Here is a 13,371-nt window from a genome sequence, read left to right as displayed (position 1 = left end):
CCGACTCCGGGGGTGGCAGTCATCCCCCCACAAGTGGACGATCTACCGCCCGGACTTGGGGTCGAACGCGTCCCGTACCGAGTCTCCGAGGAGGTTGAAGGCAAGGACGAAGATCACCAAGGCGAGACCGGGGAAGAAGAGGAACGCCGGGTCCTGCTCGGTGTACTTGGCACCGTTGGCGAACAGCTTCCCCCAGTCCGGGGTCGGCTCGACGAAGCCGACACCGGCGAAGGACAGGAACGCGATGGTGAGGATGGTGCTGGGCAGCGTGTACGTGAACTGCACCAGGATGGGCGTCACCACGTTCGGCAGGATCTCCTTGCGGACGATCCGCCAGGGCGAGGCGCCGGAGACCTTGGCGGCCTCGACGAACTCACGCTCGCGCAGGGACAGCACGGTCGAGCGCACCAGACGGGCCATGCCCATCCAGCCGAGGAGCCAGAGGACGATGAGCATCGCCAGGGCACGCAGGTACGTGGGCGTCGACTCGCGCGGGTCCACGAAGAACGCGGTCACCACGGGCATGAAGGCGATGAAGAACAGCTGCTGCGGGAAGGCGAGGAAGAAGTCGGTGACGCGGCCGATCCAGTAGTCGGTCTTGCCGCCGAAGTAACCGCCGACGAGACCGAGGATGACACCCGTGACCATCATCAGGACCGTGATGCCCAGCGCCATGAACAGCGAGGTGCGCATGCCGTAGACCAGCATCGCGAACACGTCGCGGCCGTACTGCGGCTCCACGCCGAACCAGTGCGAACCGGACAGGCCGCCGAAGTAGCCGAGCGGCAGACCGAAGTCGTCGAGGACCGGGCTGTCCTGGTACGTCGGGTCCTGCCCGTACAGGGTGTAGGGATCCGTCCCGCTGAGCTTCGTCAGCAGCGGCGCGGCCAGGCCGACGACGAAGAACAAAATCACTATCGCCGCACAGATGACACCGGTACGGTCACGCTTGAAGCGCTGCCACATCAACTGACCGGGAGAGCGACCCTCGAGCGTGGTCTCGCCCTTCACGGGCGCAGGAGCCGGCTCGAGTTCGGGCTCCAGGGCAACCGACGGCCCGGAGCCTTCAGCCTTGGCAGGACTGGACATGTGAGTTCTTCCCCCGGGGGGTTGGAGAGCTGAGCGCAGCGCAGATACCGGAGAGTTCTGCGGTTTGGGGGAACTTTCGCCAATGCGTTCAACGCGCGTCAAGGGCGGAAGACATAGGGATCTCCCTACCGTCAATATTTTGAGCAAAAATTGCAGAGATCGACACCTGTGCGCGCTTGACACGACCAAAGGGTTCTCGGCAAATCGGACAGCTCGTGACTTTTTTTTCGTTACATGTCCGAAACTTGACGCGCTTGTCCCCGCTATCCGAACACTTGTCACCGGTGCCCGTCCGGGCGAACCGGTCGCCGAACCGCTCCCCGCGCGGAGTGCCGCCATTCATGCCGAAAGCCCGGCCCTCCGGAAGGCGGAGGGCCGGGTTCTGTGGGCTCGGGGCGCCGGCGTCAGCCGTGCTTGGCGCGGCTCGCGGCGCGGGCGCGCTCGCGGGCGTCCAGGTTCACCTTGCGGATGCGAACCGCCTCCGGGGTCACCTCGACGCACTCGTCGTCGCGGCAGAACTCCAGGGACTGCTCCAGGGAGAGCTTGCGGGGCGGCACGATCGCCTCGAACGAGTCGGCCGACGAGGACCGCATGTTCGTGAGCTTCTTCTCCTTGGTGATGTTCACGTCCATGTCGTCGGAGCGCGAGTTCTCACCGACGATCATGCCCTCGTACACCTCGGTGCCCGGGTCCACGAAGAGCACGCCGCGCTCCTGGAGGTTCGTCATCGCGAAGGCGGTGACGGCGCCGGAGCGGTCGGCGACCAGGGAGCCGTTGTTGCGGGTCGTCAGGGTGCCGAACCAGGGCTCGAAGCCCTCGTGGATGGAGTGGCCGATGCCCGTGCCGCGGGTCTGCGTGAGGAACTCGGTACGGAAGCCGATGAGACCGCGGGACGGCACGACGAACTCCATGCGGACCCAGCCCGAGCCGTGGTTGGACATGTTGTCCATCCGGCCCTTGCGCACGCCCATGAGCTGCGTGACGGCGCCCATGTGCTCCTCGGGCACGTCGATCGTCATGCGCTCGACCGGCTCGTAGGTCTTGCCGTCGACGTCCTTGGTGACGACCTGCGGCTTGCCGACGGTCAGCTCGTAGCCCTCGCGGCGCATCTGCTCGACCAGGATGGCGAGCGCCAGCTCACCGCGGCCCTGGACCTCCCAGGCGTCCGGACGCTCGGTGTCCAGCACGCGCAGCGAGACGTTGCCGATCAGCTCGCGGTCCAGGCGGTCCTTCACCTGGCGGGCGGTGACCTTGCGGTCCTTGACGGCCGCCTTCGCGTCGGCGCCCTTGCCGGTGCCGCCCCGGCCGACCAGCGGCGAGGTGTTGGTGCCGATCGTCATCGAGATCGCGGGCTCGTCCACCGTGATCAGCGGCAGCGGGACCGGGTTCTCGGTGTCGGCCAGCGTCTCGCCGATCATGATGTCCGGGATGCCGGCGACGGCGCAGATGTCACCGGGGCCGGCCACCTCGGCGGGCTTGCGGGTGAGCGCCTCGGTCATCATCAGCTCGGAGATGCGCACGTTGCTGATGGAGCCGTCGCGCTTGATCCACGCGACGGTCTGGCCCTTGCGCAGCTCGCCCTGCTCGACGCGGAGCAGCGCGATACGGCCGAGGAAGTTGTCGGCGTCGAGGTTGGTGACGTGGGCCTGGAGCGGGGCGGCCTCGTCGTAGGTGGGGGCCGGGATGTGCTCCAGGATCGTCGAGAAGAACGGCTCCAGGCTGTCGCTGTCGGCCGGGACCGTGCCGTCGTCCGGCTTGGTCAGCGAGGCGACGCCGTCACGGCCGCAGGCGTAGACGATCGGGAACTCGATCTGGTCCTCGTCCGCGTCCAGGTCGAGGAACAGGTCGTACGTCTCGTTGACGACCTCGTCGATCCGGGAGTCCGGGCGGTCCGTCTTGTTGATGCACAGGATGACGGGCAGGCGCTGCTGGAGGGCCTTGCGCAGCACGAAGCGGGTCTGCGGCAGCGGGCCCTCGGAGGCGTCGACGAGGAGCACCACGCCGTCGACCATCGACAGACCGCGCTCGACCTCGCCGCCGAAGTCGGCGTGGCCGGGGGTGTCGATGATGTTGATCGTGATCGGGTCCCCACCGTCCTTGGGGTGGTACTTCACCGCCGTGTTCTTGGCGAGGATCGTGATGCCCTTCTCACGCTCCAGGTCGTTCGAGTCCATGACCCGGTCGTCCACCTGGTCGAGCTGGTGGGCGGCGAACGCGCCGGCCTGCTTCAGCATGCCGTCGACGATGGTGGTCTTGCCGTGGTCGACGTGGGCGACGATGGCGACGTTACGGATGTCGTGGCGCGTGGCCATATTGCGGCGTACTCCCGGAGTATGAGGATTGCCCTGCGCGGACGTCTTGCTGATGCGCGGGCCCTGCCGGGCTGGACACGCCACGGCCTCACCCCATGGTACGTGGCCCTGCGGGTGACGGCCTCCGCAGGGCCACGGGGCCAGGTGCCGGACGGCCCGTGTTCACGTTCCGGACGGGCTCCGGTCCACCCGCCGGACAGCCGGGATCCTCACTTCGTGGCGGTCGGGCCGGGTGCGATCTTCGCGCCCTTCTTCAGGAAACCCATGTCCTCGTAGACCGGCGTCCGGAAGCCGAACGCGCCCGCGTTGACCACGTCCTTGCGCACGCCGACCAGCTCGGGCCGCTGGTAGAGCGGGATGGAGGCGGCCGCGGCCCAGATGCGGGAGTCCGCCTTGCGGATCAGGTCGCGCGCCTCGTCCTCGTCCAGCGTCGACGCGGCCTGGTCGAAGAGCTGGTCGACCTGGTCGGTGCCGACCCGGGTGTAGTTCTGTTCGATGTTCACCGAGCCGTCGGCGGCCGGGATCGGCTTGCCGTAGATCGGCCGGGCGTCGGTGGCGGGGAAGGCGGAGGAGGGCCACGAGTACAGGGCCAGGTCGTAGTCGCCGGAGGCGATGTGGTCCTTGAAGTAGCTCTCGTCGGAGACCTTGGTGATCGTCGTGCGGATGCCGACCTTCGTCAGCATCGCCGAGATCCGGGCGGCCACGGTGTCCAGCGTCTGGGACCCCGGTCCTGAGGGAAGCACGAAGCGCAGGTCGAGCGCCTTGCCGTCCTTCGCCAGCGGCGCGGTCACGGCGCCGGCCGGGGCGGCGGTGCCCCGCGGGGCGTAGGCGCCCGGGGCGCCGCCCTGCTTCAGGTCCTTGCCGGAGTACTGCCGGCCGTCCTGGGCGAGGTGCTTGCCGCCCTCGTCGCTCTTCTCCCGGCGCTCCTCGGCCGACTCCTGCTGGTCGGCCTTGTCGTCGTCCTCGCCGACGATGTACTCGCCGTCCTTGCCGCCGTCGGACTTCTTCTCCTGGTCGCCCTTGCCGCGCTCGGCGCCGGCCGCCTTCTCACCCTGCTTCCGCTCCTTCACCGGCCCGCCGGCCACCCAGCCGGCGTCGGTGAGCAGCGCCTGCGCCTCCTTGACGTCCGGGCCGCCCAGGGCGCCGCTGCCGTCGGCGTAGGCGTCCTGCCCGGACAGGGCGAGGTGGCTGCCGACCGGCACGGCGGGCAGGCCGAGCGGGGTCAGCACGACCTTGGCCAGTTCCTCGCGGTCCAGGGCCCGCGCGACGGCCCGGCGGACCCGCTCGTCGGCGAGCATGCCCCCGGCGCCGTTGAGGGCGAGCTGGGTGTAGGCGGGCTCGAGCGACTTGCGGACGCCGAAGGCGCGCAGTTCCTGCTGCTGCTCCAGGTACCGGGTGATCGCCTTGCGCAGCTTCTTCCTGCCGGCCTTCACCTGCTCGGCGTCGAAGCCGTGCGCGAGCGCCCAGGACCGCAGCCTGCTCGCGCTGGTCCTGCCGCCACCCTGCAGCGGGGAGCCGGCCGCGCCGCCGGCCGCCTTGATGCGCTCGGCGTCGGCGGCGTCGATGTCGGCGATCTGCACGGTCCCGTCGGCGAGCGCGGACACCCGCTTGTCGCGGTCCACCGCGTGCAGCACCAGCTCGTTCAGCTTGGCGGGGCTGCCCCACCAGCGCGGGTTGCGGGTGAGGACGACGTCCTTCTCGGCGGTGTCGACCTTCTCCACCTTGAACGGGCCCGCGGTGACGTTCAGCTTCCGGCGGGCGCCGTCGTTGAAGGCGTCCGGGGTGCCCATGACGTCCTTCGGGTACAGCGGGGAGAACAGCGACTTCCAGTCGGCGTAGGGCCGGGAGAAGGTGACCCTGACCTGGAGGTCGCCGGAGCCGCGCTCGATCTTCTCGATGCGGTCGTAGCCAGCGTTGCGGGCGGTCCAGTAGGCGCTGTCCTTGCCGGACAGGGCGCGCCACTGGGCGGCGAAGTCGGCGGCGCCGATCTCCCGGCCGTCGCTCCACACCGCCTGCTGGTTCAGCTTGTACAGCACGACCTGGCGCGGCTCGGTCTCGATGACCTTGGCGGACTCCAGGTAGGCGGGGTTCACCTGCGGTCGGCCGTTCGCGTCGGACCGGAACATCGACGGCAGCACCGCCTGCGCGACGCGGCTGGTGCCCGCGTCGGCGTCGGCCTGGTAGGTGTTCAGGGTCTCCGGCACGGCGTCCACGGCCCACTTCAGCGTTCCGCCCTCGGCGACCTTGTCACGGGCGACCAGGCCGATGTCCGGTCCGGCCAGCGGGCGGCTCGCCTCCTCGTCGGAGCCGCAGCCGGCCAGGAGCGGCACCGCGAGGGCGCCCGCGGTGAGCAAGGCGGCCGGGCGCAGGACCGCGCGCAGGCCGACGCCGTGGTGGGACATCTCTGCTACCTCCGGGAAGCCGCGGGCGTTATGATCACTTTTGGCGGTATATGGAGCTGATCAGATCTATGCACCCACTGAAGAGGAAAGGATCCGGCAACAGCGGGCGACACGTCGGCAACGCACACGAACCCCACCCGTGCGGCGCAACACACCGAAAGTGCATCCGTACGCCTCGGCCAATCGGTGCACATCTCTTCACAGCACCAGGTGTGACGCGCAACACTCCAAGGCGCATGAACGTCGCCGCCCAAGGCCCGCAGACCCGCGGAAGTGAGGGCAAGTCATGTCCGTGCACGACGAACTGACATCCGTCCAGCGCTGCCTGGACGACCTGCACCGGTCGATCGGACGCCTGGAGCAGCAGCTCGGCAGCGGTGGCCTGGAGATGCGCCGGGTCCGGATGGACGCCGACCATCTGCGCGACAGCCTGCGGCTGCTGCGCGAGGCGGCGAACCACCCGGCCGCCGCCAACCGGCCCGACCTCGTCACCATCTCCGACACGCCGTACGACATCAGCCTGTGGACGGACTCGGACGACGAGGGTCTGGGCGCCCGCGACCGGCACGCTCCCTGAACCCCGAACCGACCGGAGTCCCGTCTTGGCTACTGGTACGGAATCCCAACCGGACAGCGGCGGCGTGCGCGGCGGCACGCGCGCCGCGATCGCCGCACCGCATCTGCGGACCGACCGCTGGTGGCTGGCGCCCGCCGTCACCGCGGCCGGTCTGCTCGCGTTCGTCGTCTACTCGACCTGGCGGGCGTTCTCCAACGCGCACTACTACGCGGCGCCGTACGTCTCCCCGTTCTACTCGCCCTGCCTGGCGGAGAACTGCCGCACCATGCGCGCCGGACCGAACGCGGACCTCTTCGGGAGCTGGTGGGGCGTCTCGCCGGCGATCATCATCCTGATCTTCCCGCTCGGGTTCCGCCTGACCTGCTACTACTACCGCAAGGCGTACTACCGCAGCTTCTGGGCGTCCCCGCCCGCCTGCGCGGTGGCCGAGCCGCACCGCGGGTACACCGGCGAGACCCGCTTCCCGCTGATCCTGCAGAACGTCCACCGCTACTTCTTCTACGCCGCCCTGCTGGTCGCCGGTGTGCTGACCTACGACACCGTGCTGTCCTTCCGGGACACGCACTACCGCTGGGGGCACATGGGCCTCGGCACCCTGGTCTTCCTGGCCAACATCGTGCTGATCTGGGCGTACACGATCTCCTGCCACTCCTGCCGGCACATCGTCGGCGGCAAGCTCAAGCACTTCTCGCGGCACCCCGTGCGCTACAAGGCGTGGCAGGTCGTCGGGCGGCTGAACGCCCACCACATGCTGCTCGCGTGGACGTCCCTGGTGAGCGTGGCGCTCGCCGACTTCTACGTCTACCTCGTCGCGTCCGGCGTCTTCGACGATCCGCGCTTCTTCTAGTGACTCCAGTGAGGGACTGATTGATGTCCGTGGTCGACCGGCAGGAGTGGGACGTCGTCGTGGTCGGTGCCGGCGGCGCCGGGCTGCGCGCCGCGATCGAGGCACGCGAGCGGGGCGCCCGTACGGCGGTGATCTGCAAGTCGCTGTTCGGCAAGGCGCACACGGTGATGGCCGAGGGCGGCATCGCGGCGGCGATGGCCAACGCCAACGAGCACGACACCTGGCAGACCCACTTCCGCGACACGATGCGCGGCGGCAAGTTCCTCAACCAGTGGCGGATGGCCGAGCTGCACGCCCGGGAGGCGCCGGACCGGGTGTGGGAGCTGGAGACCTGGGGCGCGTTGTTCGACCGGACCAAGGACGGCCGGATCTCGCAGCGCAACTTCGGCGGCCACGAGTACCCGCGCCTCGCGCACGTCGGCGACCGTACGGGCCTGGAGCTGATCCGCACCCTCCAGCAGAGGATCGTCTCGCTGCAGCAGGAGGACGCCCGCGAGTCCGGGGACCCCGAGTCGCGGCTGAAGGTGTTCCAGGAGTGCACGGTCACCCGGATCCTCAAGGACGGCGACCAGGTCGGCGGCGTCTTCGGCTACGAGCGCGAGACCGGGCGGTTCTTCGTCCTGGAGGCCCCGGCCGTGGTCGTCGCGACCGGCGGGATCGGCAAGTCGTTCAAGGTCACCTCCAACTCGTGGGAGTACACCGGCGACGGGCACGCCCTCGCGCTGCTGGCCGGGGCGCCGCTGCTGAACATGGAGTTCGTGCAGTTCCACCCGACGGGCATGGTCTGGCCGCCGTCGGTCAAGGGCATCCTCGTCACCGAGTCGGTGCGCGGCGACGGCGGCGTGCTGCGCAACTCCGAGAACAAGCGGTTCATGTTCGACTACGTCCCGGACGTGTTCAAGGAGAAGTACGCCGAGTCGGAGGAGGAGGCCGACCGGTGGTACGACGACCCCGAGCACAACCGCCGGCCTCCCGAGCTGCTGCCCCGCGACGAGGTGGCCCGGGCGATCAACTCCGAGGTGAAGGAGGGCCGCGGCTCGCCGCACGGCGGGGTCTTCCTGGACGTGTCCACCCGGATGCCCGCCGAGGTCGTCCGGCGCCGGCTGCCGTCGATGTACCACCAGTTCAAGGAGCTGGCGGACGTCGACATCACCGCGGAGGCGATGGAGGTCGGACCGACCTGCCACTACGTGATGGGCGGCATCGCCGTCGACTCCGACACGGCGGCGGCGCGCGGGGTGCCGGGGCTGTTCGCGGCCGGTGAGGTCGCCGGCGGCATGCACGGCTCCAACCGGCTCGGCGGCAACTCGCTCTCCGACCTGCTGGTGTTCGGGCGCCGGGCCGGCTGGCACGCGGCCGAGCACGCGCAGGCGCTGGCGGACCGGCGCCCGCGGGTCGACGAGGCCCAGGTCAACACGGCGTCCGCGGAGGCCCTGCGCCCGTTCTCCGCGCGGACGGAAGGCGAGGCGGGCCCGCCGGAGAACCCGTACACCCTGCACCAGGAGCTCCAGCAGACGATGAACGACCTGGTCGGCATCATCCGCCGCGAGGGCGAGATGGAGCAGGCCCTGCACAAGCTGGCCGAGCTGCGGGTACGGGCCCGGCAGGCCGGCGTCGAGGGGCACCGCCAGTTCAACCCGGGCTGGCACCTGGCCCTCGACCTCAGGAACATGCTGCTGGTCAGCGAGTGCGTGGCGCGCGCCGCGCTGGAGCGCACCGAGTCGCGCGGCGGGCACACCCGCGAGGACCACCCCGCGATGGACCGCTCCTGGCGCAACGTGAACCTGCTGTGCGCGCTCGCCGACCCCGGCGGCACCCTCACCGGCAGTGATCCCGCCCGGGGCCAGATCCGGCTCACCCGGGAGACCACCGAACCCGTCCGCCCGGACCTGCTCGCCCTCTTCGAGAAGGAGGAGCTGGTCAAGTACCTCGCCGAAGAGGAGCTGTACGAGTGAGCAGCTACGAGGCCCGCTTCAAGGTGTGGCGGGGCGATGTGAGCGGCGGTGACCTGGCGGACTTCACGGTCGAGGTCAACGACGGCGAGGTGGTGCTCGACATCGTGCACCGCCTCCAGGCCACCCAGGCCCCGGATCTCGCGGTGCGCTGGAACTGCAAGGCGGGCAAGTGCGGTTCGTGCTCGGCGGAGATCAACGGCCGGCCCCGGCTGATGTGCATGACCCGGATGTCGGTCTTCGACCGGGACGAGACGGTCACCATCACCCCGCTGCGGGCCTTCCCGGTGGTCCGGGACCTGGTGACGGACGTCGGCTACAACTACCGCAAGGCCAGGGAGGTCCCGGCGTTCGTGCCGCCGGCCGGTCTCGGCCCGGGCGAGTACCGCATGTCGCAGGAGGACGTGGAGCGCTCGCAGGAGTTCCGCAAGTGCATCGAGTGCTTCCTGTGCCAGGACGTCTGCCACGTGGTGCGCGACCACGAGGAGAACAAGGGGGCGTACGCCGGTCCGCGTTTCCTGATGCGCATCGCGGAGCTGGACATGCACCCGCTGGACGCGGCCGCCGAGCAGGGCCTGGACCGCAGTCGCGCGGCCCAGGACGAGCACGGCCTCGGCTACTGCAACATCACCAAGTGCTGCACGGAGGTCTGCCCGGAGGGCATCCGGATCACGGACAACGCCCTGATCCCGTTGAAGGAACGCGCCGTCGACCGCAAGTACGACCCCCTGGTGTGGCTGGGCTCGAAGATCAGGAGACGGACTCCGTAGCGGGCGGCACGGGGGTGCGGCCGGGGCGCTGCGCGAGCATCTGGATGCCGAGGCTGCCCATGAACACGACCCAGGCGACGAGCGGGAGCACGTCGAACCGCGCGGGGAACACGCCGAGGAACATCCACAGGGACGCCGCGGCCGCTCCGAGCAGCTGGCCGTACCCGTGCAGTTTCGGCCGCAGGACCCGTCGGCGGCCGAAGGGCGCCACCCAGCCGGTCGTCACGGCCGCGAGCCCGGAGGCGGCCATCAGTGCCACGGCCAGCGCGCCCGCGATCACCAGGAACGTGTTCATGCGCTGAGCATGACACGCACCCGGGACCGGGGCACTACCCCCGCACCCATCCCTTCCGGTACGCGGTCCAGTCGTCCTCGGTGGCCGCGAAGTCGACGTAGAGGGCGACGCCGAAGCGGGTGCGGCCGGCGTCGGTGCGGGACAGGCCGAGGCGGACGCCGCGGACGGCGGCGGTGGCGGTCTCGGCGTGGTTCCAGTGGCCGAAGCGGTTCTCGTGGTAGAAGGGCAGGCCCATGAGGAGGTCGGTCGTCCTGGGCGTGACCTCCAGGGCGAGGCTGGTCTGCTGGGCCACGTAGCCGCCGTACAGGCTCTGCAGGGGCTGCATGGTGTCGTACGACATCACGGCGATCTGGTCCACGCGGCGGGCCACCTGCCCGAAGTAGGCCTGCGACCACCACTTGGGGTGGCCGGTGGTCGTGCCCCAGAAGGAGTGGAACCCGGGCACCGGGTCGATCTGGTGGGCGGCGACGGAGAGCAGGGCGTGGTGGGCGCGGGTGAGGGCGCGCAGGTCGTCGAGGAGGGAGAGGTAGTCGCGGTCGCCGGAGTGGAGGGGCTCCAGGTCGAAGTGGGCGCCCTCGAAGCCGGCGGCGAGGACGCCGCGGGCCGACTCGACGATCGCCTCGCGGGTGGCGGCGCGCTCCAGGCGCATGCCGTCGGGACCCTCACTGGCCAGCACGTCGCCGAGCCAGGCCTGGACCCGGACGCCGGGCAGCTCCCGGTGCACGGCCGCGGTGAGCCAACCCGCCCTCCTGTATGCCGACTTCGGCAGCGTGCCGTCGTGCTCCAGGGGTCCGGCGTGGACGTACAGGTCGCGGATGCCGGTGCCACGGAGGCGATCGGCGAGGGCCTTCACGTCCGTGTCGGTCTTGCGGCCGTCCACCCAGGCGTGGCCCAGCCAGAGGGCGTCCTTGTGACGGGTGAGGGCGCCGGGGGCCGGAGTGCCGTTGTAGTTGAGGCGCAGTGCCGTCTCGGCGGTGAGCAGGGGCAGGGTCAGGACCAGGAGGACGGCGAGCAGGACACGGCGCAGCCGGCGCCGTCCGGGCTTCCCGCCGTGGGTGGGGGCGGGCTGCTCGTCGGCGTCGGTGGGTGCGGGGTGCTCATCGGCGGCTGCGGGGGTGGGCTGTTCGTCGGGGGCTGCGGGGGTGGGCTGCTGGTCGGGCGCGGGTCGGCCTGCGTCGGGGGCGGGGGCGGACTGTTCGTCGGGCGCGGGCCGATCTGCGTCGCGGGCGGGGGCAGACTGTTCGTCGGGCACGGGCCGATCTGCGTCAGGGGCGGGCGGGGTCTCGAGGGACCGGTCTCGTGGTGTCCCCTGGTCCGGTTCCGTCTCCCGGTCGCGCCGTTCCGTGCCCATCCGACCCCCTGTCATCGCGTTCCCCCAGCCGCGTCCGCCCCACTCGCGCGGGCGCCTACCTGCCCATACGCTCCGAAATGTGACGTCCTCCCCGATCCGCGGCCGGCCCCGGCACACTCGCGCGCCCGTACGGGTGCGTCTGGCGCTCGCCGCGGCCGGTGCGCTCGTGGGTACCGGGTGGCTGGCGTTGCCGGTGATGACGACGGGAAGCGGTGATCCGGTTCCCGCCGCCCCGGCCCAACCGGTCGCCGGGTCCGCCGCGCCGGGGCAGGACGAGACGTCCACGACCGACCTCGTGCTGCCGCTCGCCGCCCTCGGCGCGGCCGGGGCGCTGGCCGGTTACGGGTATCTGCGGCGCACCCGGCGGGCCCGGACCCGCACCACACCGGGCGTGGTGCCGGCGGCGCCGCCCGTGCCCACTCCCGCCGAGAGCGAGCGGCAGGCCCGCGCCGCGCTGGTGCTGGCCGACGACTGCGTCCGCGGCAGCCGGGAGGAACTCTCCTACGCCGAGGAGCTGTTCGGGGCGGCTGCGGTCGAGCCGTTCGCCCACGCCCTGCGGGCCGCGGAGACCGAACTGTCGGCCGCGTTCGCGATATGGCGACGGTACGAGGAGGGGGTCCCGGGGGACTCGACGGCCCGGCGGCAGGCACTGGTGGGGGTGATCGGGCGGTGCGCGGAGGCGGGACGGCGACTGGACGCCGAGGCGGCGGAGCTGGACCGGCTGCGCGGTCTGGAGCAGGGGGTGAGCGCGGCCCTCGAGGTCGCGGAGGCGCGGTTCCGTGGGCTGGCCGCGCGGACGGCGGCGGCGCAGGCGACGGCGGCCGGACTGCGGGAGCGGTACGGGCCCTCGGCGGGCGCGCCCGTCACCGGGTACCTGGAACAGGCCAAGGACCGGCTGGTGTTCGCCACCGAACGGCTCAACGAGGCGCGTCAGGACGCCGATTCGGGCGAGCTGTCACGCGCCGCCCGGCAGCTGCGCGCCGCCGAGGGCGGTGTCACCCAGGCCGGCGTCCTGGTGGGCGGGGTGGAACGGCTCGCCGCCCGGCTGCGGGAGGCGGCCGCGCTGGTGCCGGCCGCGCTGACCGGAGCGGAGGCGGTGATCGCCGGCGCACGGAAGGAGGGCGGGCGCACCTCCCTGACCGGCGGTGAGCTGCGGGCGCGCCTCGCGCACGCCGACGCCGCGCCGGCCGCCGTGCGCGCCGAGCTGACCGGCGGCCGGTACGACCCGCTGGACGCGCTGCGCCGGATCACGCGGGCCGTGGAGCGCCTGGAGGCGGGACGGTCCGGGGTGCTGGACGCCGCCGCGCTGCTCGTGTCGCGCGGCTCGGTCGACGCCGCGGAGAGCTTCGTCGCCGTGCACCGGGGGGCGGTGGGCGCAGAGGCACGGGCCCGGCTGGCGCAGGCGGTCAGGGCCCTGGACTCGGGTACGGAGGCGGACGTGCTCGCCCGGCAGGCCCGGGAGCTGGCCGAACGGGACGTGCGCGCCCATGGGAACCCGTTCCCCGACGGCCACGCCACCGGCCTCACCGGCGCCCTCCTCGGCGGCATCCTTCTGGCAGAGGATCCGGACGGCGGCCCCCCGGCGAGCTTCGGCGGCCCCCGAACCCGCTCCCGGCGCCACCTGCCGTGACCGCCTGCCGCGCTGCGCCCCGACTCCCAGAAGAGGTGTCCCGCCGACCGCGCCGCGACTCTCAGAAGAGGTGTCCCGCCGACCGCGCCGCGACTCTCAGAAGAGGCTGAGCAGTGCCTCCGCCGGGACGGTCAGGCCTGTTCCGC

The 13,371-nt window shown here is 71.3% G+C and carries 10 protein-coding genes; 5 read left to right on the top strand and 5 right to left on the bottom strand.

Annotated features, from left to right (window positions below):
* Positions 1–42: 42 nt before the first annotated feature.
* The 3 genes from ACFYU0_RS23790 to ACFYU0_RS23780 all read right to left on the bottom strand — a co-directional run bounded on the left by ACFYU0_RS23790 (position 43) and on the right by ACFYU0_RS23780 (position 5,803).
* Positions 43–1,089, bottom strand: coding sequence for an ABC transporter permease (locus ACFYU0_RS23790; protein ID WP_389304001.1), 1,047 nt, complete (start codon positions 1,087–1,089; stop codon positions 43–45).
* Positions 1,090–1,493: 404 nt separating this feature from the next.
* Complete coding sequence (gene typA / locus ACFYU0_RS23785; protein WP_351662370.1) at positions 1,494–3,401, bottom strand: translational GTPase TypA; 1,908 nt, start codon at positions 3,399–3,401, stop codon at positions 1,494–1,496.
* A gap of 209 nt (positions 3,402–3,610) precedes the next feature.
* Positions 3,611–5,803 carry an ABC transporter family substrate-binding protein gene (locus ACFYU0_RS23780; RefSeq protein ID WP_389303998.1) on the bottom strand — a complete coding sequence of 731 codons (2,193 nt, stop codon included), beginning with the start codon at positions 5,801–5,803 and terminating at the stop codon, positions 3,611–3,613.
* Between the two features lie 286 nt (positions 5,804–6,089).
* Between ACFYU0_RS23780 and ACFYU0_RS23775 the strand changes: the two genes are divergently transcribed.
* From ACFYU0_RS23775 to ACFYU0_RS23760, 4 genes are read left to right on the top strand one after another with little or no spacing between them, the layout of a single operon-like run.
* The gene (locus ACFYU0_RS23775) at positions 6,090–6,380 is read left to right on the top strand and encodes a hypothetical protein (RefSeq protein ID WP_351662364.1); all 291 of its coding nucleotides are present in this window, start codon (positions 6,090–6,092) and stop codon (positions 6,378–6,380) included.
* 25 nt (positions 6,381–6,405) lie between these two features.
* Positions 6,406–7,227 (top strand): hypothetical protein, encoded by an 822-nt coding sequence (locus ACFYU0_RS23770; RefSeq protein WP_389303996.1) that lies wholly within the window; start codon positions 6,406–6,408, stop codon positions 7,225–7,227.
* A 23-nt stretch (positions 7,228–7,250) separates the two neighbouring features.
* A complete protein-coding gene (locus ACFYU0_RS23765) occupies positions 7,251–9,182 on the top strand; it encodes a fumarate reductase/succinate dehydrogenase flavoprotein subunit (protein ID WP_389303994.1) in 1,932 nt (643 codons plus the stop codon).
* Positions 9,179–9,949 carry a succinate dehydrogenase/fumarate reductase iron-sulfur subunit gene (locus ACFYU0_RS23760; RefSeq protein WP_389303991.1) on the top strand — a complete coding sequence of 257 codons (771 nt, stop codon included), beginning with the start codon at positions 9,179–9,181 and terminating at the stop codon, positions 9,947–9,949. Before ACFYU0_RS23765 ends, ACFYU0_RS23760 begins: the two co-directional genes overlap by 4 nt.
* Here the strand turns inward: ACFYU0_RS23760 and ACFYU0_RS23755 are convergent.
* Positions 9,930–10,244, bottom strand: a complete 315-nt coding sequence (locus ACFYU0_RS23755) for a hypothetical protein (protein WP_389303989.1) — start codon at positions 10,242–10,244, stop codon at positions 9,930–9,932. The genes ACFYU0_RS23760 and ACFYU0_RS23755 overlap by 20 nt on opposite strands.
* Positions 10,245–10,278: 34 nt before the next feature.
* Entirely contained in the window at positions 10,279–11,496 is a 1,218-nt protein-coding gene (locus ACFYU0_RS23750) for a hypothetical protein (RefSeq protein ID WP_389303987.1), read from the bottom strand.
* 178 nt (positions 11,497–11,674) lie between these two features.
* Here ACFYU0_RS23750 and ACFYU0_RS23745 point away from each other — a divergent pair, with 178 nt between their 5' ends.
* Positions 11,675–13,225, top strand: a complete 1,551-nt coding sequence (locus tag ACFYU0_RS23745) for a hypothetical protein (RefSeq protein ID WP_389303985.1) — start codon at positions 11,675–11,677, stop codon at positions 13,223–13,225.
* Positions 13,226–13,371: the final 146 nt, after the last annotated feature.

The sequence above is a fragment of the Streptomyces sp. NPDC003720 genome, assembly GCF_042875075.1.
Lineage (GTDB): Bacteria > Actinomycetota > Actinomycetes > Streptomycetales > Streptomycetaceae > Streptomyces.
This window is presented reverse-complemented; position numbering and strand designations above follow the sequence as displayed.

What these genes read in the sequence shown, in the direction of transcription:
- typA (WP_351662370.1), bottom strand. Translation starts at nt 3,401, where the DNA reads ATGGCCACGCGCCACGACATCCGTAACGTCGCCATCGTCGCCCACGTC.
- ACFYU0_RS23755 (WP_389303989.1), bottom strand. Translation starts at nt 10,244, where the DNA reads ATGAACACGTTCCTGGTGATCGCGGGCGCGCTGGCCGTGGCACTGATG.
- ACFYU0_RS23775 (WP_351662364.1), top strand. Translation starts at nt 6,090, where the DNA reads ATGTCCGTGCACGACGAACTGACATCCGTCCAGCGCTGCCTGGACGAC.
- ACFYU0_RS23765 (WP_389303994.1), top strand. Translation starts at nt 7,251, where the DNA reads ATGTCCGTGGTCGACCGGCAGGAGTGGGACGTCGTCGTGGTCGGTGCC.
- ACFYU0_RS23790 (WP_389304001.1), bottom strand. Translation starts at nt 1,089, where the DNA reads ATGTCCAGTCCTGCCAAGGCTGAAGGCTCCGGGCCGTCGGTTGCCCTG.
- ACFYU0_RS23780 (WP_389303998.1), bottom strand. Translation starts at nt 5,803, where the DNA reads ATGTCCCACCACGGCGTCGGCCTGCGCGCGGTCCTGCGCCCGGCCGCC.